Raw genomic sequence first — 23,186 nt, forward strand, 5'->3', positions numbered from 1 at the left:
TTGCTTGCGGCTTAACTGGTCAGGTCTCTAGGTACTGGGTACCCACCGTGACGTCGCTCGAATGCCGAGCCGAGGGCTCGGGACGAACCGAGGGTACGCAGGACGAGCGCTACTGCCCGCCCGACGCCGACCAGGGCCCGCAGGTCGGGAGCCCGAGCGTCTTCTGCGGGCAGCCTTCCCGGACGGGCACCGTCACCACCCCATCCACGCGCCCCGTCACGCCATCGGCCTGGTACTTGTCACACGCACCCGGGGGCAGCGTCACCTGCCCCGCGCCCTTCTGGAATCCCGTCTCCACCCCGGCGTCGAGCGCCACCAGGCACCCCACGCCGTCCACGCACATCCCATCTCCCTTGGCCCCCACGGGCGCCGTCCGCAGCGCGACGTTCACCTCGCCTTCCACGGCCACCGTGCACGTCGCCACGTCGACCACGGCTTCCGTCGCCCCGACGAAGCACGCGGCCACGTCGAAGCACTCCCCGTCCGACGTCGTCCCGCTCCCCCCGCCGTAGACCTCGGCGGCCACGTAGTCCGTGAGCACCGACGCATCCACCGTGCTCGGCGCGCACCTGCCTGCCACGCACGTCAGCCCCGGCCCGCACATCGCGTCCGCCGCGCCCGTCCCGTCCGTCACCCCCGAGCCATCGCACAGGTACTGCAGCGGCAGGTGCAGGGTCACCACCCGCTCGGAGGGCACGGTCGTCACTGCCTCGCGCAGGATGCGCACCGACCCCGTAACGCCCCCGGAGCGCGCGTAGGCGCGGATCCGGATCGGCACATCCGCCTCGTCGGACACGAGCCCCAGGGTGATCGGCAAGAGCGCCTGCGGGTTCTCTCCCCCGAGCTCGGTGAACGACCCCAGGAACTTCGTCGCGTTGCTCGCGTCGTTGAAGACCTCGATGGCGATGGTGTCGACGTCCTCGGGCATCGACAGATCGGTGTGCACCGCGATCATCACCTCGTTCGGGCTCGCGCACGCGCACACGCACGCGCAGAGGAGGCCGAGCGACAGCGTGGCCAGCAGACCTTGCGAGCGGCTCATCGGCTCCCTCCAAACGAGAACGTGAAGCCCCGCGCACGGGCCACGTCCACCGTGCCTGGCGACACGTTCCCCTGGGTCGGCTCCTCGGGCTGGAACAGCAGCACCCCCGCGATGATCCCGCCGGCCAGCACCGCCACACCTCCGCCGATCCACAGCCACGTCGCCAGGTGACTCTTCGGCGCGGGCTTGAGCTCCACCTCCCGCGTGCGCACCTGATCGTCCTGGATGACCACCTCGGCCTGGTACGTCTCCATGCCCGGCGCGCTCACCCGCAGCGTGTGCCCACCGCTCTGCACGAAGCCCTCCCACCGGCCCTTGCCGACCACCTTCCCATCGAGCGCGATCACGTCCTCCGGGCCTGCCTTCACAAGCAGCCGCCCCCGGTGGACCTCCTGCACCAGCGACACCGACAGGGACACCTCGTCGCCCCCGGCGATCTCCCGCGTCTCGACGTGCTCCTTGAACCCCGGCTTGCTCACCCGGATCTTCCGCTTGCCCACGTCGACGAGCACCGGCGCCGTGATCGGTGACACCCCGACCTCCACCCCGTCCACCTCGACCTTCGCCCCTGGCTCGTTCACGGCGATCTTCATCCGGCTCACGTACACCTGGATGGTCGCGATGAGCTCCTCGGCGTCCTTGCGGTCCTGCTCGGAGAGCTGCGGGCCGGCGTCGCGCTGGAGCTTCTCCACGGTCGCGAGCATGCGGGTGTAACGCTTCAGGTTCTTCTGGCAGAGCGCGATGTTCCAGAGCAGCCGCGGCTCGCGCGACAGCTCGTAAGCGCGCTCGTACTTGATGATCGCGTTCGAGAAGTCTCCGTCTCGGAAGAGGATGCGCGCCGCCTCGTACTCCGCCTTCGCCATCCCGGTGAGCACCTCGCTCAGCGGCGGTGGCGGCGCGGGCGCTGCGGGCGCGGCCTGTGCCGCCGGGGCTGCCGGAGCTGCCGGAGCTGCCGGAGCTGCCGGGGCCGCCGGAGCCTTCTGGGCCCACGCGACGGACGACACGCAGAGGAGCGCCACTGTGCAGGTGAGCGCCGCGAGCGGACGGTGGCGCGCGGAGCTGCGCGCCCGGAGAAGACGGGAAGTCACGGCTAGTCCTGGCCAATCCTGTTGTTGAGCCGCTGGAAAGGATCCTGCGTCGTCGTCGCTGCTGGCGTCGCCGAGGGCGCGGGCGTCGCGGGCTTCGTGGCCGTGGAGGCCAGGGGTTGCTTGCTCGAGGGCACGGCGGGTGCCGTCGTGGCCTTTGCGCTCGGCGCATGCGGCGCCACCGCGCTGGGGCCCGTCGAGGGCGTGGGCACGAGTTCCGCGTTCGTGGCCGTGACGTCGGGCGCCGCCGAAGGCGCAGGCGTGGGCTCGGGCGTCGGCGTGGGCGCAGGCGCCGGGGGCAGCGGCGTCGCCATCTCTGCGGGCGTGTTCGCAACTGCCGCTGGGCCCGACGAGCTCCCCATCCTGGTCACCGCCACGAACGACCCCACGCCCACCAGCAGCACCGCGGCTGCCACGAGCGCCGCCTTCCCGATCCCCGCAGACCGCGGCGCGCCCGGTCCACCCGCGGCCGTCCACCCCGCGGCTGTGGCCGCGTTGGGCACCGGCTCTCCCGCCGCCCCCATCCCGGTCACCGCGACGAGCCCCTCCGAGGTCCGCGCCACCGCAGGCGGCGGCACCGACGGCATCGCGCCTGCTCCTTGCGCCGTCTGCGCCGTGGGTGCGGTCACCCCCTGCGCGTGGGCACCCGGCTGCGTCATCGCCGGCGGCCCCGAGGGCGTCGTCGCCGCGTACGGCCCGACCACCCCCGACTGCGCGTAGGCAGGCGGCGCCGTCGACGGCGTGGACACGCCGGACAGCGACGGGCTCAGCGTCCGGTACGCGCCCGAGGCCGTGCTCACCGACCGCGCCAGCGAGCCGGCCATCCCCAGCGTCCGCAGGATGCGCGGCAGCGACCGCCCCGTCTCCTCTTCCGGGGCGAAGGGCGCCAGCGCCAGCGCCAGCTCTCCCATGTTCGTGAAGCGCTCCTGCACGTTCCGGCGCAGGCACCCCAGGATGGCTGCCTCCAGGCCCTCGGGCAGATCGGGCCGGTAGGCGCGTGGGGGCGGCGGATCCTGGGTGTTGATCATCAGGATCAGCTCCGCCAGCGACGTCGTGTTGAAGGGCACGGTCCCGGTCACGAGCTGGTAGAGCAGCGCGCCCATCGACCAGATGTCGGCGCGGTGGTCCACGGTCTTCGCCGACCGCATCTGCTCGGGCGACATGTAGAGCGGCGACCCCAGCATCATCTCCGTCTGGGTGAGCGACATCGCCGGCTCCGCGCCCGGCGCCGTGTCCGCGCCTGGGGCCCCCGCCGTGGAGATCCCGAAGTCCAGCACCTTCACCGTCTGGCTGCCGTCGGCCCCGGTGGTGAGGAACAGGTTCGCCGGCTTGATGTCGCGGTGGATGATCCCGATCGCGTGCGCCTCCGCGATGGCCTCGCACGCGTGCAGCACGTACGTCACGGCCTCCTCGATCGGCAGCGCCCCTCGCTGGCGGACCAGGTGCGACAGGTCCGTGCCGTCGAGGTACTCCATGACCATGTACGGCGTGCCGCCTTCGAGCTCGCCGACGTCGCTCACCCGCGCGACGTGCTCGCTCTTCAGCCGCACCGCCGCGCGCGCCTCGCGCAGGAAGCGCGCCGTCGCGTCGTGGCTCGCGCCGGGCAGCAGGAACTTGATCGCCACGCGCTGCTGGAGCTGCTGGTGCACGGCGGCGACCACCACCCCCATCCCGCCCTGGCCGAGGATCTGCTCGACCCGGTACTTTCCAGCTAGAACCTGTCCCTCGGCAACCGGCGCGCCCACATCGACTCCTCAGCCTGCGCCCGATGGCAGACCGGATCGACCGTAAGACATTGCCCGGGCGGCGTCCAATTGACAGTGAGCCCGCCCTCACCGCTGCATTGCCACCTGCCTCGACCCCGAGCGCGAGTCGTCGGCGGACCCGCGGCGACCACGGCCCACCGTCGCCACCCGCAGCGTGGTCTCTGCCCGGTCCACCTCACCGGCCAGAAACGCCTGACGGCACACCTGGCGCCGCAGCTTCCCGCTCCGCGTCTTCGGCACCGCCCCGACCGCCCCGAGGACCACGGTGTCGCACCGGATCCCGTGCGCTTCCAGCACCTCTCGCCGCACCGCCCGCACGACTTCCGCCTGCATGTCCGCGCCGATCTTCCTGTCTCGCACCTCCACCACCACCACGAGCTGCTCGACCCCCGCGTCCTCCGGCAGCACCGAGAACGCCACCACGCCCCCCCGGCGGATCGCGGCGTGGCACTCCCGCACCGTCTCCTCGATGTGCTCCGGGTACACCCCCTTGCCCTTCAGCAGCATCGTGTCCCGGTGCCTGCCGGCGACGAACAGCTCCCCGGCGTGGAAGAACCCCAGGTCACCGGTGCGCAGGTACTCCGTCGTGTCGTCACTCCCCGCGATCTTCGCGTGGAACACCTTCCGCGTCAGCGCCGCCTGCGCGTGATAGCCGAGCGCCTTCGTCGCCGAGCTCACCCAGATCTCCCCGACCACGGCGGGCCCGCACGGCCGCCGCGTCAGCGGGTCGACGATCCGCACCCGCGCGTGCTCCTTCGTGATCGGCCCGCACCCCACACAGGTGATCGCTGGCCGCCCCGTCTCCTCCTCGACGGGCACCACCCGCCCTTGTCCCAGGCTCTCCCGGTCGAGCCGCAGCGCCACCTTCCCCCCGACCGCCACGGTCAGGGTGTGCTCCGCGAGGGCGTACGCCGGGTTGAACGCCTCGGGCCGGAGCCCGCACCCTGCGAACGCCTCCAGGAAGCTGCGCACGGTCTCGAGCCGCACCGGCTCGCCGGCCGACACCACATGCCGCAGGCTGCTCAGGTCCCAACGCTTGCGCATCTCCGGCGTGGTCTTCCGCACCGCCAGATCGAACGCGAAGTCGGGCGCCGCAGTGTGCGTCGCGCGCACCGACGACAGGGTCTCGAACCACAGCGCTGGCCGCTGCGCGAAGCCCTGCGGCGAGATCAGGTACGTGTTCGCCGAGCTGCCGAACAGCGTGCCCATGATGAAGCCGATGAGCCCCGCGCTCTGGTGGTGGGGCAGCCACGACACCGCCGTCGTCCCCCAGCCGAGCCGCAGGTCCTTCGTGCTCGCGGCGACCTCGTGGTACAGGTTCCCGTGCGTCACCTGCACCCCGCGCGGCGCCCCGGTCGCGCCCGCCGTGTACAGGAGGAGCGCGGGCTCGTTCTGGCTCGCCGGCGTGTACCAGGGGATGGGCTCGGGCCCCGGCGTGAACCGCTGGTCGGTCCGGTGCCACGGGATCGCCGGCCACGCCACGGCGTCCCTGCAGAACAGGCTCGCCACGAGGCCCCGCGACCTCGCCTTCTCGTAGGCCCCGTTGGTCAGCACCCCCCGTGCTCCGGCGTCCGCCGCGAGGGCCGAGAACGCGGGCATGTCCCGCGCGAGCCGCGACGGATCCGGCGGGCACACCGGCACCGGGATGACCCCCGCCATGATGCACCCCACGAACGCCCGCACGAAGTCGAGCCCCGGCGGGTAAACGAGCAGCGCTCGGTCTCCTTTCTTCAGCCCCCAGTCCGGCAAGGACCGCGCGATGCCGTCCGCGGTCTTCACGAGCTGGCGCACGTTCAGCGCGTCCTCGCGGTGCCCCTTGTCGTCGATGAACGTGAACAGCGCCTTGTCCGGCGTGCGATCGTACATCTCACGAAGAACGGAGAGCGCCGCGCGCGCCGGCTGGATTGCCTTGAACATGGTCCTCCCCCCACCGTCGTCCCCGACTCCCCCGCGCCCCGGGCGCGGGCGGGATCACGACGTCCAGCGCGCCTTGCCTCTCGCCTCGCGATGGCGGCGGCGCGCTACCCCGCTCGGTCCGCGACGAGCGCGCGAACCTTGCTCAGCACTACGATGTCCGCGGGTGGGAATTCATCTTCCCGGAGATCTTCGTGCGCTGCCCACCGCACGTCCGCCACGTCGAGGGCCGCGGGCTCCGGTGAGCCAGCGCGCCTCTCCACCCGATAGAACAGGAGCAGCACCGCCTTCGCTGGATACCGGTGGAACGTCACCTCCACGACATCGCCCACGGCGGCCTCGATCCCGACCTCCTCCCGCAGCTCGCGCACGAGCGCGTCCCGCGGATCCTCGGAGGGCTCCACCTTGCCTCCCGGGAACTCCCAGGCCCCTTCGAGGTGCGCGCCCTTCTTCCGCTGCGTGAGCAGCACCCTGCCGTGCTCGATGAGGATCCCGGCCGCGACCATGACAGTCCCCGGCGCCTCTGGCCCTGACGGAGCCGGAGTCTGCAGGGAGGCGGTCGGCGGGGACGACGAACGCGGCGAGTGCGGCGGGGACGACATCGGCGCGCATGATGCGAGCCCACGCCTGGAACGCAAGCCTTCCGCCGTGCGCGTGCGCTCTCTCTCCGCGCCCCCACCAGTCTTCCTCCCCCCACCAGTCTTCCTCCCCCCCGGAACGCGCGCCTTCCCCCTCCTGCCGACCTGTGACATGCCTCCCCGCATGAGCGTCACCTACCGGGATGCAGGCGTGGACATCGACGCGGGTGACGCGCTCGTCGAGCGCATCAAGCGGCTCGCCGCCCCGACCCGCACCCCCCACGTCCTCCAGGGCATCGGCGGCTTCGCCGGCCTCTGCGCCCTCCCCGAGGGCATGCAGGACCCGGTGCTCGTCAGCGGCACCGACGGCGTGGGCACCAAGCTCAAGGTCGCCTTCGCCACCGGCGTCCACGACACGGTGGGCATCGACCTCGTCGCCATGTGCGTGAACGACGTCATCACCGTCGGCGCCCGCCCGCTCTTCTTCCTCGACTACTTCGCCACCGGCAAGCTCGAACTCGACGTGGGCGAGGCGGTGGTCCGCGGCATCGCCGAGGGCTGCCAGCGCGCCGGCTGCGCCCTGCTCGGCGGCGAGACTGCCGAGCTGCCCGGCCTGTACGCCGCCGGCGAGTACGACCTCGCGGGCTTCGCCGTGGGCGTCGTCGAGCGCGGCAAGATCCTCGACGGCAAGCGCGTCGCGCCAGGCGACGTGGTGATCGGCGTCGCCTCGAGCGGCCTGCACTCGAACGGCTACTCCCTCGCGCGCCGCGTCCTGGAGCGCGAGATGGGCCTCTCCATGACCGACCGCCTGGCCGACCTCGGGAGCACCGTGGGCGAAGCGCTGCTCACCCCCACCCGCATCTACGCCCGCGCCGTCGCCGACCTCCTCGACGCCCTCGGCGACGCGGTGCACGCCCTCTCGCACATCACCGGCGGAGGCCTGCCCGGCAACATCCCCCGCGTCCTCCCCGACGGCCTCGGCGTGCGCCTCGACGCCACGAGCTGGGAGCGCCCCCGCATCTTCCAGGTGATCGCCGCCGGCGGCCCCGTCGAGGAAGCGGAGATGCGCCGGACCTTCAACCTTGGCGTGGGCCTCGTGGTCATCGTCGCCCGCGACGCCGAAGACCGCGCCCTCGCCGCGCTCCGGGCCGCCGGAGAGCAGGCCTGGGTCGCTGGCGAGGTCATCGCCGTCGGCGACGTCCCCTTCGAGGACCGCGTGGTCTACAGCGCGCCCTGATCACAGCATGAGCGCGCCGCTCATCACCGGCACGCACTGCCCGCCGATCGCCACCTTCTGCACCACGCCGCCCGTTTTGCGCACGGCGACCTCGATGGTGCTCGGGCGACCCATCTCCACGCCCTGGGTGATGGTGAGGCGCGCCTCCACGTCGGCCTCCGGGCGCCGCGACGTGAGGAACGCGCCGAGCGCCCCCGACGCGCTCCCCGTCGCGGGGTCCTCCACGATGTTGCTCAGCGGCGCGAACATGCGCGCCCGCACCTGCTCCCCGTCGCCCGACCCGCGGGTGTCGCGGGTGTAGAGGAAGAGCGAGAGCCGATCGTCCGCCCGCGGATACCGCGCGTCCGCATCGGCGAAGGCCGCCGCGCTGGGACGGGCCGCGGCGAGCGCGGCGAGGTCCCGCACCTCGGCGAGCACGAACGACAGCCCCACCGAGGCGATGCAGGGCGCGTGGCGCTCCGTGACCACCGCCTCCAGAGGCAGGCACGCGCACGCCGCGATGGCCGCGGCGTCGACCGTGGGCCCCACCTCGAGCGCGCGCGGCGCCTCGATGCGCGCCCCGACCACCGCGTCACCTTCCCGCGCGAGCGCCACCTCCACGAGCCCCGCCCCCTCCTCGAAGCGCATCACGTTTCCGACCTCCCGCCCGAACAGCGCCCCTTGTCTGCCGAGCACGAAGGCCGTCCCCACGTTGGGGTGTCCGGCGAAGGGCAGCTCCCGCGTCGGGCTGAAGATGCGCACCTCGGCCGTGTGCGCCGGGTCCCGGGGCGGCAGCACGAAGGTGCTCTCGGAGTAGTTGAACTCGGCGGCGATGCGCTGCATCACCTCCGCGTCGAGCCCGCGCGCGTCGGGGATGACCGCGAGCGGGTTGCCCCCGAAGCGGCGGGAGGTGAACACGTCCACCGTGACGTAACGAAGCTCGGCCATGGGCCGCCAGCATACCTCCCGCGCCTCTCGACCATACGGCCTGGAACATCGTCCGCTTCCCGAGGCGACGGGCATCAGGCCCGAAGCGGCAGAACGCTTCGGAAACCGCGGGTGGATCGCGGAGTGGGAGTCCCCGACGAGCTTTGCTCGGCGGGGGGTGGGGGTGGGGGCGCGAGCCCCTGCCGTAGGAATCAACGCGACAGCCGCTCCTTCGCGTAGGCGAGCCCGCCCTGCAGCGTGCCCCGCGTCGCCACCCCCTCGATGTGGATGTTCAGGCTCACCAGCGTCCGCGCGATCTCCGGGCCGATGCCCACCAGCACGCACTCGCACCCGAGCAGCTCCGTGGCCTGCACCGTCCGAGCGAGGTAGCGCGCCACCTCGCCGTCGAACACGAGCACGCCGGTGAGGTCGAGGAGCGCGAACGCGGCGTGGTGCTGCACCACCGCGTCGAGCAGGTTCGTGAGCGCCGTCGCCGCCCGCCGCGCGTTGATCTCCCCGACCAGCGGCACGAGCAAGATCCCCTGCCACACCTGCAGCACCGGCACCGCCATCCGGTCGAGCAGCGCCGCCTGCGCCGCGATGGTCAACCGCTGCGCCGCGTTCTCGCGCTCGATCCGCTCCGCCTCCCCGAGCCGCTGCTTTATCTCGGTGATGTCGGTGATGATCGCGCACAGGCCGGTCACCTCACCCGCCGCGTTCTTGATCGGGAACTTGCGCGTCCAGATGGTGCGCGTCTGCCCGCCTTCGATGGTGTGGGTCTCCTCGTTGTCGTCCGGCTTCCCCGTTCTGAACACCAGGTCGTCGTGCGCCCAGAACTCCGCCGCTTGCTCTGCCGTCACGTACTCCGGGTCGCTGTGCCCGATGACCTTCTCGTACGGCTGCCCGAGCAGCTTGCAGAGGCCCGCGTTGCACGCGATCCACCGGTGCTGGAGGTCCTTGACGAAGATGGGATCGGGGATGGCATCGATGAGCTGCTGGAGCGCCCTGGAGGACGACCAGTCCATGGACGTGAGGAGCGAGAGGAGAGCGCTCATGACCCTTCTGTGTACCGCAGGCTGCACGCATGCGATGCCAGAACGAGCGCCCCCGAACGCGCACGTTTTTCGCCGGTGTCCGGACGCACGGTTCCGGGCCTCCTCGCAGCGGTAGACGGATCGCGTCGCGCAACCATTGCGCGCGCCTGTCCGCCTCGACATATGCCCGGGTCTGCCGCCCGGGTGCGGTCACCGCGCGCGTGCGCTCAGCGCCGCGATGCAGGCCTCCCGGACGTCCCAGACCCACGCCGCGTCGAGCCCTGCCGCGCGCGCCCAGCGCCCGAGGTGCTCCTGGTGCCAGGGGATCTTCACGCGCCCGAGCATCTCCGGCGCGACACGGTGCTCCTCCACGAACGCGAGGCTGCACGTGCCGTCGCTGCCCGGGAAGGTGAGGTCGAGCCGTCTCGCTCCGAGCTGCAAGAAACAGTGCGCCTCCGGCACGCACTGGAGCCCGGCCCGGGCGAGCACCTCCACCACGGCCGGCGTGTTCTCCCCGTCCATCAAGAACAGCCCGAGCCGCAGCTCGGCGTCGATGCCTGCCTCCGCCGCCAGGCGCGCGAGGAGCACGTGCTTGCTGCTGCAGGTCCCCCGCCCTTCGTCGAGGACCACGCGCACCTCGTCGCTGTGCGCATCGCCCCGTCCCTCACGGTGACCGTTGCGGCCATAGGGCAGCCCGTGCACGAAGCGAAACGCCTCCCCCATGTCCCGGCACCCGGCCGCTGCGAACGCTGCACCGAGGGGAGTCGCGGGCAGCGGTACATCGAGATCCAGCCCCATCGAGCCGTCCTACCAGATCGACGTGTCGGCCCTGGAGCCTGTCGCAAGAGGCACGAAAGCCTCTCTCAAGAGGTGGTGGTACCTGTCGCGAGAGGCTCGTCAGCCACCATGTCGACCTGGGTGGAGGTCGAGGTCCGCCTGGGTGGAGGTCGAGGTGGGCCTGGAGGGATGCCGACGTCAGCCTGGGCGGAGGTTGAGGTCAACCCGAGGGGAGGTCGAGGTCCGCCTGGGAGGGGGTCGAGGTGGACCTGGAGGGATGCTGACATCAGCCTGGATGGAGGTCGACGTCAGCCTGAACGGAGGCTGAGATCTGCCTGGAGGGATGCCGACGTCAGCCTGGACGGAGGCTGAGGTCAGCCTGGAGGGATGCCGAGGTCAGCCTGCCCGTGGGTGGACGTCGCGCGCTCTGGATGCCGACGTCGCGCGCTCTGGATGCCGACCAGGCACGAGGAAATCGCACGAAGTGTCTCGGGGCGTGACGAGGACATGCATGACGCACTGCCCTCGGGTCGTGGCTCGCTCAGGTTACCCGCGCTCGCCTCTCCGACGCTCGCCTCACCCGCGCTTCTCACGATGAGCGCGCCACCTTCGCATCCATCCAGGTGGCTGCCTTCGGTGTGCCATGTGCGCGCATGCACGGCGCGTGAGCGCAGCGCTTCCAGTGCCGAGGCGCTCCGTGAAGCGTCCGCACTCGGTGTCGCGTTCAGTGAAGCCGCGTTCAGTGGCACTGCGCGGCGCGCGGCACACGGCGCGGCGCGCAGCGCACGGCGCTTGGTGCGCGGCGCGCTGGTCGTGAGAAGCGTGGCGAAGGTGAGCGAGGGAGTAGCGTGGGGTGTGAACGGGTAGCACCTCGCCCTGCTCATCGACGATCTCTGCACGGCGCGTGGGCCGGCGGATTGTTGCAGAGCGAACAAGGTGCTGTTGTACTCGTTCGCCATGAACGGTTCGCAGCGACAAGAGCGCGGGTGGGTTTCGATGTGGGCACGAAGGGCGGGGTTCGGGGTCGGCCTTCTGGTCGCCTCGGCCTGTGGATCGAACGAGGGAGGAGGTGGGCTCGTCGAAGGCGAGGACGCCGTGCGGGACGAGGCTGCATCCGCTGCAGCATCGCTCGGTGCAGCAGCGGCGACGGCGCGCGGGGCAGGGTCGGGAGACGACGGCGCGGCGGCGCGGGTACCAGCGGCGCTGCGCGCGGCGTACATCGCCTCGGTGCAGGCAGGCGCCTCGGCGGCGTACGACGCGACGCGGTCGGGGGCAGGGCTCGCGGTGGAGAACGCGGCGCAGGGGCTCTCGGCGGAGCTGTCGCGGTCGGGGGTGCAGATCGCCCCGCGGCACGGCGACGCAGGGTGGCGCTTCGCGATGGCGCCGAGCGGGTGGGGGTGCGGCGGCACGTGGACCGAGGCCGGCAGCGCCGAGCCCGTGGCAGACGGCAACCGGGTCACGTACGCGCGCCAGGGAGTCGAGGAGTGGTACGTGAACGGTCCGCTGGGGATCGAGCAGGGGTTCACGCTCACGGCGCGACCCTGCGCGAACGCAGCGAGCGCGCCGAGCGCGGCAGGCACGGTGGGCGCAGGAGATGACGGGATCTCGATCGCGCTCAAGCTCGCGGGAGGGCTCACGCCGCGGCTCGCGGACGGTGGCGAGGCCGTGGTGCTCGCGGCGGCGTCGGGCGAGGCGGTGCTGCGCTACGGCGAGCTGCACGTGGTGGACGCGGCGGGCAAGGTGCTGCCGTCGCGGCTCTCGGTGGAGGACGGCACGATCGCGATCCGGGTGGACGACAGGGGCGCCGCGTACCCGGTCATGATCGATCCGCTGATCTGGGTGCAGCAGAGCAAGCTGCTCGCGGGTGGCGGGCTCCCCGCGGACTTCTTCGGCAGGGCGGTCGCCGTCTCGGGAGACACGGCCGTCGTGGGGGCCAACGGTGTCGACGATGGCGGCTCGCTGTCGGGCGCGGCGTACGTGTTCGTGCGGTCCGGGACGAGCTGGACCCAGCAGGCGAAGCTCGTGGCGAGCGACCCGGCAGCGTCTGACTTCTTCGGCTACTCGGTGGCGGTCTCCGGCGACACGGCCCTCGTGGGGGCTTACCAGGACGATGACGGTGGCCCGAGCTCGGGCTCGGCGTACGTGTTCTTGCGGACGGGGACCACCTGGGCGCAGCAGGCGAAGCTCGTCCCGGCCGACGCGGAGCCCAGTGACCAGTTCGGGTTCTCGGTGGCCATCTCCGGCGACACGGCCCTCGTGGGCTCGCACCTGGACGACGAGAACGGATCGAGTTCGGGCTCGGCCTACGTGTTCCAGCGAAGCGGAGGCACGTGGGCCGAGCAGACCAAGCTGCTCGCCACCGACGGCGCGACCGACGACTACTTCGGGTACGCGGTGGCGATCGCCGGCAACACGGCGCTCGTGGGCGCGCACCAGCACGACACGCCCACGTCGAACGCCGGCGCGGCCTACGTGTACGTGTACAACGGGACGTCCTGGGCCCCGCAGACCAAGCTCGTGGCCGCTGATGGCGCGGCTTCGGACGAGTTCGGGGCCTCGGTGGCCATCTCTGGCAACAGCGCCGTGGTGGGTGCACGCGGTGACGACGACGCAGGCACGGCCTCGGGCTCGGCCTACGTGTTCGTCCGCTCGGGCACGCAGTGGGCGCAGCAGCAGAAGCTCGTGGCCTCCGACGCGGCAGCGTCCGACGAGCTCGGGCAGTCGGTGGGGATCTCGGGCGACACGGTGATCGTCGGCGCGCACCTCCACGACGGCGGCGCGATGAACGCGGGGGCGGCGTACGTGTTCGCGCGCTCGGGCACGACCTGGTCCCAGCAGCACAAGCTCGTCGCCGGTGACCGCGCGGCGAGCGACTACTTCGGCAGGACCGTCGCCGTCGCGGGCGACACGGCCCTCGTGGGTGCCTACCAGGACGACGACAGCGGCACCGATTCGGGCTCGGCCTACGTGTTCGTGCTGAGGAACGAGAACGGCGACGCCTGCCAGACTGCCGCGCAGTGCGCGAGCGGCTACTGCGTCGACGGGGTCTGCTGCAACACGGCCTGCGACGCGGGGATGTGCGACGCCTGCTCGGTCACGGGCGGCGCCGCGGTCAACGGCACCTGCGCGCTGCTCACCGGGACGACCTGCGACGACGGCGACGGGTGCACGGAGGCCGACACCTGCGCGGCCGGGGTGTGCACGAGCGGAGCCCCGGTGACCTGCACCGCGCAAGACGACTGCCACGAGGTGGGGACGTGCGATAGCGCGACGGGCATGTGCTCGAACCCGACGAGCGCTGACGGGACGCCCTGCCAGGACGGGACCTGCTCCGCCGGGGAGTGCACGCCCAACACCGGCGTGGGCGGTGCTGGCGGTGCTGGCGGTGCTGGCGGTGCCGGCGTCGGCGGCACGGGTGAAGGCGGCGCCGGCGCGGGTACGGGTGAAGGCGGCGCCGGCGCGGGTACGGGTGAAGGCGGCGCCGGCGGTGTGGACGGCGGCGTCGGCGGCTCCGACGGTGGTGGGAGCGAGGCCGAAGGCGGGTGCTCCTGCACGGCCGCAGGTGCACCGCTGCAGAGCGGTCTCGGCGCAGGATGGCTGCTCCTCGGTCTGCTCGGATTGCGCCGGGCGAGCACCCGTTCCCGCCGCTCCATCCGCGGCACGGCTGCGTAGTCGGGCGTGACGCTGCGCTGCGTAGCGCGGTGCCGCGCTGCGCCGCGCTGCGTGGATTGTGGCCGCAGGCGGCGGGCAGTACCTTGCCCGGTCGGGATGCACGTACCGCAGCAGTGCCGGGTGATGACGAGGGTGGTGACCGGCTCTGCCGCCGGAGGAGCACACGCTCCCGGGGCCGCGGGAGCGGCGGCGGCCCCCGTGACGAGGCGGCGGTGGGCAGGCCTCGGGACCGTGCTGCGGCGCGCTGCGTGGTGCACGGCGCTGCTCTGGGGGGCCTCGTGCGGGTCGGAGGTGCCGGGAGGGGAAGGCGCAGGGAGCGCCGGGAGTCCCACGAGGACCAAGCGTGCCAGGCATACCAGCCACGCGGAGGTGAGCGCGCCGCTCGTCGGTGTGCAGCAAGGAAAGCTCGTGGCAGGCGACGGCGCGCCGGACGATCAGCTCGGGGTCTCCGTCGCCCTCAGCGGGGACACGGCGGTCGTGGGCGCGTACCGGGACGATGACAGCGGCTCGGCATCCGGCGCGGCGTACGTGTTCGTGCGGTCCGGAGGGAGCTGGACGCAGCAGGCGAAGCTCCTCGCTGCAGGGGGTGCGGCCGACGACTACTTCGGGATCTCGGTCGCGATCTCGGGGGACACGGTGGTGGTCGGGTCGTACGGGGACGACGACCACGGTCCGGAGTCGGGGTCTGCGTACGTGTTCGTGCGGTCCGGGGGGAGCTGGACGCAGCAGGCGAAGCTCCTCGCACCCGATGGCGCAGCGCTCGACTACTTCGGCACTTCGGTCGCGGTGAGCGGAGACACGGCGGTCGTGGGCGCGTACCTCGATGACGACAGCGAGTCGGGATCGGGGTCTGCGTACGTGTTCGTGCGGTCCGGGGGGAGCTGGACGCAGCAGGCGAAGCTCCTCGCGGCCGACGGGGAGGGGCTCGATTGCTTCGGGAGTTCGGTCGCGGTGAGCGGAGACACGGCGGTCGTCGGGGCGTTCCGGGAGGGTGAGAACGGTCCGCTCTCGGGCGCGGCGTACGTGTTTGCGCGCACCGGAAACCTCTGGGCGCAGCAGCAGAAGCTCGTCGCCGCCGACGGCGCGGCGAACGACTACTTCGGGGGCTCGGTCGCGGTGAGCGGAGACACGGCGATCGTAGGCGCGTACGGCGACGACGACAGCGGGGCGGACTCCGGGTCGGGTTACGTGTTCGCGCGCGCGGGAGGCACCTGGACACAGCAGCAGAAGCTCGTCGCCGCCGGCGGCGCTGCCCAGGACAGCTTCGGCAGCTCGGTCGCGGTGAGCGGAGACACGGCGGTCGTGGGCGCGTACCTGCACCGGAGCAGCGGTGTGCGCACGGGCGCGGCGTACATGTTCGCGCGGTCGGGAGGAAGCTTCACCCAGCACGACGAGCTCGTCGCCAGCGACGGGGCTGCCGACGACTTCTTCGGGAGCGCTGTCGCGGTGAGTGGAGATGCCGCCCTCGTGGGTGCCTACGGAGACGACGACGCCGGGACCTTCTCGGGCTCGGCGTATGCGTTCGCCCTGACGCCCGGCGCGGGGGGAGGAGGCGGGGGCGCGGGTGGCGCAGGGGGTGCTGGCGGTGATGCCTCCGGCACAGGCGGCGCAGGTGGCAGTGGCGCGGGCGCAGGTGGCAGCGGCGCGAGGGCAGGCGCAGGGGGCGCAGGCGGCAGTGGCGCAGGCGCAGGCGGCAGTGGCGCAGGCGGCAGTGGCGCGGGTACGGGCGCAGGCGGCAATGGTGCAGGTGGTGGTGCGGGCGGCACGGGCGGCGCTGGCGTGGGCGGCGCTGGCGGTGCAGGGGGCGTTGGCGGAGAGGCCTCGGGAGACGGCGGAACGGGCGGACTCTCCTCGGGGAACGGCGGGATGGGTGGTGTGTCGTCAGGTGCGGCTGGTGCTGCGTCGCACTCGGGCGGGTGTGGCTGTGGGGTGGCTGGCATGGCAGCCACTGAGGGACAGGAGGTGGTCTGGCTCCTGATGGCCTTCGCGGGGACGGGCGTCCGGGTGTCTCGACGCCGCAAGGGGCGGCGGTGATGCGCTGACCTGATCCATGCGGCCGGGGACACTGTCCGCCTGAGGATTGTCGCAAAAGGGGGCGCGGGACTGTGTTAGCCACTTCCGATGGACGTGGTGCGGCGGCAGTGGCGCGGTCGGGTGTCGGTGGGTGCTTTCTGGCTGGGGATCTCGGGCTTGCTGGTCGCCACGCCGGCAGGGGCGGCGCAGGCCGCGGTCGGGGATGCCGCGAGCGTCGTGCGCGCGGCCTACATCGCATCGGTGCAAGCGGGCGCGTCTCCGGCGTACGCCGTGGCAGCGACCGCGCAGGGCCTGGCTGCAGAGAACCCGGCGCAAGGGCTCACCGCGGCGCTGACGGTCGACGGGATCGAGATCGGACGGCGTGACGGGGAAGCCGGATGGCGGCTGGGGATGGCGCCGCTCGGGTGGGGATGTGGCGCGACCTGGACCGAGGCGGAGCGCGTGGCGCCCACGGCGGCGGGGAACCGCGTCACATATGCGCGGCAAGGCGTCGAGGAGTGGTACGTGAACGGGCCGCTGGGGATCGAGCAAGGGTTCACGCTGGCGGAGCGGCCCTGCGCCGAGGGGCGGGGTGAGGTGGTGGTGGCGCTGGGCCTCGCGGGAGGGCTCTCGGCGATGCTGTCGGAGGACGGAGACGCGGTGGCGCTGCGGGACGGGTCGGGCGCGGTGGTGCTGCGCTACGGGGAGCTGCACGTGGTGGACGCGACCGGGAAGGTGCTGCCGTCGCGGCTCGCCGTGGAAGAGGGGAGGATCGCGATCCGGGTGGACGACGCGGGAGCGGCATACCCGGTGGTGGTCGATCCGCTCATCGAGGTTGGCCAGGCGAAGATCCTGCCGAGCGACGGGGGCGCCGAGGACTACTTCGGATATGCGGTGGCGGTCGCGGGGGACACGGCGGTGGTGGGGGCCGTCCAGCGCGGCGATCTGGGGGCGCTGAGCGGCGCGGCGTACGTGTACGTGCGGTCCGGGGAGCGCTGGACCGAGCAGGCGAAGCTCCTCGCCGACGACGGGAGCGAGGGCGCTCGCTTCGGGGCTGCGGTGGCGATCGCAGGAGACACGGTGGTGGTGGGGTCGACGGGCGATGCGGACGCCCAGCAGCGCGGGGTGGCCTACGTGTTCGTGCGCTCCGGGGAGACCTGGACGCAGCAGGCGGCGCTCGTCGCTGGTACGGCAGGGGCGCTCGCGGATCACTTCGCGGAGTCGGTGGCGATCGCGGGGGACACGGTGGTGGTGGGGGCCTACGGGGACAGCGACCAGGCACCCTTCGCGGGCGCGGCGCACGTGTTCGTGCGCGCCGCTGGGGCGTGGGCCCCGCAAGCGAAGCTGGTCGGCTTGGAGGAAGCGGCGGATCACTTCGGGAGGGCTGTCGCCATCGACGGCGGGACGGTGGTGGTGGGAGCAACCGGGGACGACACCGCGGGCGCGGACGCCGGGGCGGCACACGTGTTCGTCCAGTCCGAGGCCGGGTGGGTCCCGCAGGCGACGCTGCTCCCCAGCGACGGGGCCCTGGGGGACGGCTTCGGGAGTTCGCTCGCGATCTCCGGGGGGACGGTGGTGGTCGGGGCGCGCGGGAACGACGCGCGCGGCACAGACGCGGGCGCGGCGTACGTGTACGTGCGGTCCGGGGCGAGCTGGTCGCAGCAGGCGAAGCTCGTGGCCAGCGATGGGGCCGCGGGGCACGCCTTCGGAGACGTGGCCGTGTGGGGAGACACGGTGGTGGTGGGGGCCTTCGGGGAGAGCAGCGCAGGGTCCGCCGCCGGCGCGGCGTACGTGTTCGGGCGCTCCGGCGGGAGCTGGTCGGAGCACACCAAGCTCGTGGCCAGCGACGGGGCCGCGGGGGACGGGTTCGGGGCGCCGGTGGCGGTGTCGGGAGACACGGTGATCGTGGGCGCCTACGCGGACGACGATCTCGGAGAGGCGTCGGGCTCGGCCTACGTGTTCCTGCTGGAGAACACGGACGTCGAGGAGGACGGGGGGTGCGGGTGCGTGGCGGTCGGCGCGGGCGGTGCGCACGGTGAAGGAGGGCTGCGGAGCCACGGCGCAGGGTGGCTCGCGCTCGGGCTGCTGGGACTGAGAGGCGTGGCGCGGGCGCGGCGGGCGCGGCGGGCGTGATGTGGGGGTGAGGGGCGCAGCGCGGCGGGCGCGGTGCGGCGGTCAGGGCGGGGGGGCTTCGATGGCGCGGCGGTAGCGTTCGCGGCGGTGGGTGTCGCGCAGGATGTCGTAGGCCTCGTCGAGGATGTCGACGATGAGCTGCACGTCGTCGAGCAGGTCGGCGGTGCCCGCGGTGAGCAGGCGTGAGGGCTCGAAGGCGCGTCGGAGGGCGAGGTAGGCGCGCTTGATCTCGTAGCTCGTGGCGTCGCGGGCGATGCCGAGGAGAGAGAAGTAGTCGCCGTCCTCCACGAGCTGGAGGCGGGCGCGCACGCGCTGACGGATGGCTTCTTCGTCGAGGGGGTCGTGCTCGGGCGCGCGGGGGGCCTCGGAGACGCTCTGCGGGATGAGGACGTCGAGGACTTCGAGGCACACCAGGGCGTAGAGCAGGGTGGCGGTCTCGGGCTCGGTGGCGTCGATGAGTTCGGAGACGGCGCGGCCACGGGCGACGCGGAAGAGATCCTCTTCCTCGGGGCGGAGGGCGCACTCGCCGAGGAGGTTGCGGCGCGCGCCCTCGTCGAGGCGTGCGGCGCCGCCGCCGAGGCGGCGCAGGGCGATGTCGGCAGGGACGACGCGGCGGATCGTCTCGACGAAGACCTCGGCGCCCGTCGCGCCACCGAAGACGTTGGGCTCCGCCTTGAGGCGCCCCGGGGCTTCCTCTTCGACCTCGCAGGTGCCGCCGTCGATGAGCACGAGGTGGCCAATGAGCCACTCGGCGTGGGCGCGGAGGACGGGCCAGAGGTCGTCCTGGCCGAGGTAGCCGTGGGCGATGAGGGCGGCGCCCGCGTGGCGGCCAGAGGCCGGGAGGCGGCCGGAGAGGCGGACGGCGAGGTCGCGGTCGAGGTCCCCGCGGGCGGCGAGGAAAGCGAGCAGGGTCTCGTCGGGGGCATCCGAGGCCGCCGTCACGATGTCGCCTTCGTGCAGGACGAGGCGGCGGGTGCCGGCATCGGTGGTGAGCGCCATGGAGCCGGAGGCGCGGCTGGCGACGGCGCGGGCGAGCGCGCGGGGAGCGTCGCCAGGGCCGAGGACGGTGACCGCCGGTGGGCTGTACGCGGAGGCGGCGTCTTCCGGCGCGAGGTGCTGCTGCGGCGCGGCCTGCGTGGCAGGGGAGGCGCTCAGAGGGAGCGCTTGCGCCTGCAGCGCAGGCGGGAGGGGCAGGGAGGCAGGAGCCGGCAGGGAATGCGCCCCCGTGGGGACAGGCAGGTGAGACGCATGGCCCTGCGGAGACGGTTGCAGCATGGAGCCGGTGGGAAGGTCAACCGCGTGCTGGCGAGGCGGGGCCTGGGGGTAGGAAGGCGCGTGCTGGTGCTGCCCTTGCGGGTGGGGGAGTGCGTACGCCTGAGCGTGTGCATGAACCTGGGGATGCGCAGGCGCGTGCTCCTGCGCGTGGGGATGCGCAGGCGCGTGCCCGTGGGGATAGAGGGGCGCGTGCGCGTCGTCCTGGAAGCGCTGGTGGCGTTCGGGAGCAGGCAAGGGGGCGCCGTGCGAGGGGTCGCTCGGGGAGTGGTTCGAGCCGGAGCGCTCGGCATGGACGACGCCGGGGGGCTCGGTGGGGGGACGCACGTAGGGGTGCTCGTCTGGCGTGATGAGGCCGTCGTCGATGGGGAAGTCGGAGATGGTGGCCTGGCGGGAGCGCGGCTCGACGCTTCCGGGGGACAGGTCGAGATCCTGGCGTCGCGGGTCGAGGACGGCTTCGGACAGGTTGCGCACCTGCACTTCGCGGGGAGGGCTGACGAGCGGCGCGATGGTGGGCGGGCGGGGGCCCGAGAAAGGAGGGACGCCGGCCCCCTCGGTGCGTGGACCCGTGAAGGTGGTGCTCTTGCCAGCCTCGGTGCGCGGGCCGGTGAAGGTGCCTTTGCCAGGATCGGTGCGGGGGCCGCTGAAGGTCGGGCCGTGGCCGAAGTCGGTGCGGGCGCCAGGAAAGGTGGCGCCACTCGGGGGCTCGCGCTGGGAGGCGGTCCAGAGGGAGGGCGGGGGGTCGGCTTGCTCGGCCGAGGTCGAGGTGAGGGAAGGATCCCAGCCATCTCCCTGGCGCGCGTGCTGCGCTTCCTGGATCTCCGCGCGGCGGGCGTCGGCTTCGTCGCGGGTGCCCGCTGCCCAGCGCTCTTCTTCGTAGGAGGTCTCGGTGGTGCGCCGGGGCGTGTCGACGGCCTCTCCCTGGGGCGGGTGCCGCATGCCGCGCGGAAGCTCCACGCCCGCGCGCGGGGTGAGCGCAGGTCCGACGTCACCGGTGAGGAAGCCGGTGGCGGCGGGATGAGGCGCGTGGAACTCGGCCGGGTCCCGGCGGCTCACGGGCGCGGGAGGAGGCGGGGGGTGAAGGAGGGCGCCGCCGAAGGGGGAGCCGGCTGCCCAGGCACCAGCGCCGCTGCTGGCGCCAAGGCTCACGGGCAAGCTGGAGGGGCCCACCATGTCGAGATAGCCGTGATGGGGCGCGGGATGCCCGTGCGTCGGGGTCGACGCGCCGGAGGCCGAGCCCGTGCGGGGGCCGTCGTCCTCGGGGTCGAGGGGCTCTTCGAGGACGCCGAGGATGTCGGCGCTGAGGATGAGGTCCGCCTCGTCGTCGACGGAGGGGATGCTCGAAGGGTGGGCGCTGCCCGTGACGCGCGCCTCGGCCGCGGCGAGGAGCTGTTCGAGCTCGGGGCTGATGCGGGCCGAGCTGAGGCGCGGGTTGCCGTCGTCGCCAGAGGCGGGAGGGAGGAGGGAGCCGACGTCGACAGGCTCGAGGTCGGGGGGAAAATCCGAGACGTCGAGGGGAGCGTCGCTGTCGCGCTGGGCAGGGCGGCCGCTCGGGTGGCGGGGGTAGCGGTGGGGTGAGGCAGGCGGCGGGTACGAGGGTGAGGGGAAGGGAGAGCCGCGCGAGCCGGGGCGGGGTTCGACGACGGAGGCGAGGTGCGCACTGAGTTCGGCGAGGTCGACAGGGCGCTCGAAGATCTGGGTGAAATGCTGGGGAGAGAGTTCGGCGGAGCGCACGGGGTCGCCGAGGAGCAGCACGGTGGTGGCAGCGCCGGAGGGGTGCTCGTGGATGCCCTCAAGAGCCGCGGCGGCGTCCGGGTGATCGATGTCCACGATCACCACGGCCGGAGCCTCGGCGAGGATGCAGGCGGGGAGGTCGGAGAGCGCGATGCAGGCCACGTCGAAGCCCTTGCCGCGGAGCGCCGCGCCGATCGCGTCGCCATCCTCGGCGCCTGCGATAAGGACCGTACGGCCCGGCGGGCGCGGAGAGAGGGGGGCGTGATCCTGGGGGTCGTGCATGACGCGGAGCCTTCGAAACGGTCCGAAGGCCGCTGGGGCGAGACTGTCGCGCCCGCTGCCGGGCTGTCAACGCACTCGGGCAGGGGCAAGGAAGACAGGTGCCCGCCAGCGCCTCGGGCAGCGGTCGGCAGCGTGCGCGGCGGGGCGACGGGCGTGCTATGGAAGCTGGGTGTTCGGTGGCGCCTCGTTGAATGAGCTCGGTCTGGTGGCCTTCCTGGTGGCACTGATCATGATCGCGCCGAAGGTGTCGCGGATCGGGGAGGTCGTCGGAGGCCTGTTCGAGCGATCAGGTGGGCCAGACGCGGGTGCTGGCAGCGATGAGGCCGGCGACGAGGCCAGCCACGATCAGGAAGGGTGAGCGGCTCAGGGGGCCTGGCGAGGCGCGGCGCTGGCGGCGCTGGTCGCGCTGGTTGCGGAGGAGCGCGGGGGGCGGAGGGTCTCCGAGGGAGGCGGCGCGGAGGGGGAAGCGCTGCCGGCCGTGGCAGGCGCAGCTCCAGGGACAGCGCTCCCGGGCGGGCGAGGCGCTGAAGAGGGCTGGTCGTGCGGGGGCGGCTCGGGGGGAAGAGCGTCGCGGGGAAGAGCATCGCGGGGAGGCGGCGCTGCCGTGCGCCGGGCGCGGAGCGTGAGGAGCTGTTCCACGATGAAGGCAACGCTGGAGGTGGGTGCCTGCAGCCGCAGGTGAAGGGTGTCTGCCTGGGCCTGGATGGTGGCGTTCCTGAGGACCGAGGCGAAGAGGCTGACGAGTGCGCCGCGATCGCTGGCGTGGGCGTCCCGTGCGCGCTCGATGAACTTGCCAATCGCCTCGCAGGGAGGTGCGCTCGCGCAGGTGAGCACGGCGTGGAAGCCGACGTTCTCGGCGAGCGCCACGCCGAGCGCCGCGGACTGGATGGAGGCGGCGGGGGCGCGCTGAGCGTCGGGGTCGCCGCCCGACGCGACCTCCTCGGCGATCTGACGGCGCTGCTCCGGGGTGAGCACCATGGTGATCCGCGCGGCCTGCCCTTCCACGCGGCGCGCGGCCTCGGTGTGAGAGGGGTTCTGGAGGACGGAGGGGGTGCGGCCGTCGGCGCTGTCGATCATGGTGCGCAGGTAGCTGCCGCTGGCGAGCAACACGGGGCCTCCGGGGCGGATGGCGAGCTCGATGCCGGACGGGGTGCTGGTGTCGCGCACGGTGCGGAAGCTGCCCATGGGGGTGACCACGGGCTGGCCGCCGCGGGCCTCGATGACGCGGGTGGCGCAGCGCACGAGGTCGTCGTCCTGGAGCTTGCCCGAGGCGACGAGGCCAAGCTCGCCACCTTCGTCGGAGGGAGGGACGCCGAAGGCGATCTCATCGATCTGGTCGAGCGGATCGAAGCCGCAAAGCTCGCGGATCTTGCCGACGCCATCGATCTCGCGTCCGTCGTGGAAGAAGGGGGCGCCGAGGGTGGATGCTCTGAGGGCGCGGAGGTCGGCGGTGCCCGCGATGAGGGCGTTGCCAGGGATGGCGTCGAGCGCGCTCACGGTGGTGTCGTGGAACGGCCAGCTCCGGGCGCGGTAGGCGAGGGCGCCGCCCAGCGCGGTGCCGAGCGAGAGGAGCGCCAGGACGCCGAGGAGGTTGCGGGTGCGCTTCTGCACGGGCGCAGCGTTACCACAGCGGGGCGAAGGGTGCGCGTGACGCATGGCGGCACGTGACCGTCGGGAGCACCGCTGGATGCGTGCGTGGGGGGTCGCGGTGAGGGGGCGCGTTCCTTGTGGAGCGGGACCG

15 protein-coding genes are annotated in these 23,186 nt (G+C 72.8%); 5 read left to right on the plus strand and 10 right to left on the minus strand.

Going from position 1 to position 23,186, the window contains the following annotated elements; translation table 11 throughout:
* Positions 1-109: 109 nt before the first annotated feature.
* The 5 genes from CAP_RS35910 to mutT all read right to left on the minus strand — a co-directional run bounded on the left by CAP_RS35910 (position 110) and on the right by mutT (position 6,313).
* Positions 110-1,042, minus strand: coding sequence for a hypothetical protein (locus tag CAP_RS35910; RefSeq protein WP_044249287.1), 933 nt, complete (start codon positions 1,040-1,042; stop codon positions 110-112).
* Complete coding sequence (locus CAP_RS35915; protein ID WP_156041455.1) at positions 1,039-2,130, minus strand: PEGA domain-containing protein; 1,092 nt, start codon at positions 2,128-2,130, stop codon at positions 1,039-1,041. Before CAP_RS35915 ends, CAP_RS35910 begins: the two co-directional genes overlap by 4 nt.
* A 2-nt stretch (positions 2,131-2,132) precedes the next feature.
* Positions 2,133-3,872 (minus strand): serine/threonine-protein kinase, encoded by a 1,740-nt coding sequence (locus tag CAP_RS35920; RefSeq protein WP_044249292.1) that lies wholly within the window; start codon positions 3,870-3,872, stop codon positions 2,133-2,135.
* An 87-nt stretch (positions 3,873-3,959) separates the two neighbouring features.
* Entirely contained in the window at positions 3,960-5,810 is a 1,851-nt protein-coding gene (locus tag CAP_RS35925; protein WP_052376589.1) for a fatty acyl-AMP ligase, read from the minus strand.
* Positions 5,811-5,914: 104 nt separating this feature from the next.
* The gene (mutT, locus tag CAP_RS35930; RefSeq protein WP_044249293.1) at positions 5,915-6,313 is read right to left on the minus strand and encodes an 8-oxo-dGTP diphosphatase MutT; all 399 of its coding nucleotides are present in this window, start codon (positions 6,311-6,313) and stop codon (positions 5,915-5,917) included.
* Between the two features lie 256 nt (positions 6,314-6,569).
* Here mutT and purM point away from each other — a divergent pair, with 256 nt between their 5' ends.
* Positions 6,570-7,622 carry a phosphoribosylformylglycinamidine cyclo-ligase gene (gene purM, locus CAP_RS35935; protein WP_044249362.1) on the plus strand — a complete coding sequence of 351 codons (1,053 nt, stop codon included), beginning with the start codon at positions 6,570-6,572 and terminating at the stop codon, positions 7,620-7,622.
* Here purM and CAP_RS35940 read toward each other — a convergent pair whose 3' ends face one another.
* From CAP_RS35940 to CAP_RS35950, 3 genes are all read right to left on the minus strand, one after another.
* Entirely contained in the window at positions 7,623-8,549 is a 927-nt protein-coding gene (locus tag CAP_RS35940) for a PhzF family phenazine biosynthesis protein (RefSeq protein ID WP_044249295.1), read from the minus strand.
* A 191-nt stretch (positions 8,550-8,740) separates the two neighbouring features.
* A complete protein-coding gene (locus CAP_RS35945) occupies positions 8,741-9,583 on the minus strand; it encodes a PAS domain-containing protein (RefSeq protein ID WP_044249296.1) in 843 nt (280 codons plus the stop codon).
* Positions 9,584-9,772: 189 nt separating this feature from the next.
* A complete protein-coding gene (locus tag CAP_RS35950) occupies positions 9,773-10,360 on the minus strand; it encodes a hypothetical protein (protein ID WP_052376593.1) in 588 nt (195 codons plus the stop codon).
* Positions 10,361-11,296: 936 nt separating this feature from the next.
* Here CAP_RS35950 and CAP_RS46285 point away from each other — a divergent pair.
* The 3 genes from CAP_RS46285 to CAP_RS46295 all read left to right on the plus strand — a co-directional run bounded on the left by CAP_RS46285 (position 11,297) and on the right by CAP_RS46295 (position 18,157).
* A complete protein-coding gene (locus tag CAP_RS46285) occupies positions 11,297-14,011 on the plus strand; it encodes an FG-GAP repeat protein (RefSeq protein ID WP_231511898.1) in 2,715 nt (904 codons plus the stop codon).
* A 96-nt stretch (positions 14,012-14,107) separates the two neighbouring features.
* Positions 14,108-16,045, plus strand: a complete 1,938-nt coding sequence (locus CAP_RS46290) for an FG-GAP repeat protein (RefSeq protein WP_081865610.1) — start codon at positions 14,108-14,110, stop codon at positions 16,043-16,045.
* A gap of 87 nt (positions 16,046-16,132) precedes the next feature.
* Positions 16,133-18,157, plus strand: coding sequence for an FG-GAP repeat protein (locus CAP_RS46295; RefSeq protein ID WP_052376598.1), 2,025 nt, complete (start codon positions 16,133-16,135; stop codon positions 18,155-18,157).
* Positions 18,158-18,199: 42 nt separating this feature from the next.
* Here the strand turns inward: CAP_RS46295 and CAP_RS35975 are convergent, their stop codons facing one another.
* On the minus strand, positions 18,200-21,445 hold the full coding sequence (locus CAP_RS35975; protein ID WP_044249299.1) for a hypothetical protein: 3,246 nt from the start codon (positions 21,443-21,445) through the stop codon (positions 18,200-18,202).
* Positions 21,446-21,632: 187 nt separating this feature from the next.
* Here CAP_RS35975 and CAP_RS35980 point away from each other — a divergent pair, with 187 nt between their 5' ends.
* Positions 21,633-21,803, plus strand: coding sequence for a hypothetical protein (locus CAP_RS35980; protein ID WP_156041457.1), 171 nt, complete (start codon positions 21,633-21,635; stop codon positions 21,801-21,803).
* A 5-nt stretch (positions 21,804-21,808) separates the two neighbouring features.
* Here the strand turns inward: CAP_RS35980 and CAP_RS35985 are convergent, their stop codons facing one another.
* Positions 21,809-23,056 (minus strand): hypothetical protein, encoded by a 1,248-nt coding sequence (locus CAP_RS35985; protein WP_044249303.1) that lies wholly within the window; start codon positions 23,054-23,056, stop codon positions 21,809-21,811.
* Positions 23,057-23,186 lie beyond the last annotated feature (130 nt).

The organism is Chondromyces apiculatus DSM 436 (assembly GCF_000601485.1).
Lineage (GTDB): Bacteria > Myxococcota_A > Polyangia > Polyangiales > Polyangiaceae > Chondromyces > Chondromyces apiculatus.

Bases quoted from the DNA above. Each gene is read 5' to 3' on its own strand.
- CAP_RS35910 (WP_044249287.1), bottom strand. From the start codon at position 1,042: ATGAGCCGCTCGCAAGGTCTGCTGGCCACGCTGTCGCTCGGCCTCCTC.
- CAP_RS35925 (WP_052376589.1), bottom strand. From the start codon at position 5,810: ATGTTCAAGGCAATCCAGCCGGCGCGCGCGGCGCTCTCCGTTCTTCGT.
- mutT (WP_044249293.1), bottom strand. From the start codon at position 6,313: ATGGTCGCGGCCGGGATCCTCATCGAGCACGGCAGGGTGCTGCTCACG.
- purM (WP_044249362.1), top strand. From the start codon at position 6,570: ATGAGCGTCACCTACCGGGATGCAGGCGTGGACATCGACGCGGGTGAC.
- CAP_RS35940 (WP_044249295.1), bottom strand. From the start codon at position 8,549: ATGGCCGAGCTTCGTTACGTCACGGTGGACGTGTTCACCTCCCGCCGC.
- CAP_RS35945 (WP_044249296.1), bottom strand. From the start codon at position 9,583: ATGAGCGCTCTCCTCTCGCTCCTCACGTCCATGGACTGGTCGTCCTCC.
- CAP_RS35950 (WP_052376593.1), bottom strand. From the start codon at position 10,360: ATGGGGCTGGATCTCGATGTACCGCTGCCCGCGACTCCCCTCGGTGCA.
- CAP_RS46285 (WP_231511898.1), top strand. From the start codon at position 11,297: ATGAACGGTTCGCAGCGACAAGAGCGCGGGTGGGTTTCGATGTGGGCA.
- CAP_RS46290 (WP_081865610.1), top strand. From the start codon at position 14,108: ATGCACGTACCGCAGCAGTGCCGGGTGATGACGAGGGTGGTGACCGGC.
- CAP_RS46295 (WP_052376598.1), top strand. From the start codon at position 16,133: ATGGACGTGGTGCGGCGGCAGTGGCGCGGTCGGGTGTCGGTGGGTGCT.
- CAP_RS35975 (WP_044249299.1), bottom strand. From the start codon at position 21,445: ATGCACGACCCCCAGGATCACGCCCCCCTCTCTCCGCGCCCGCCGGGC.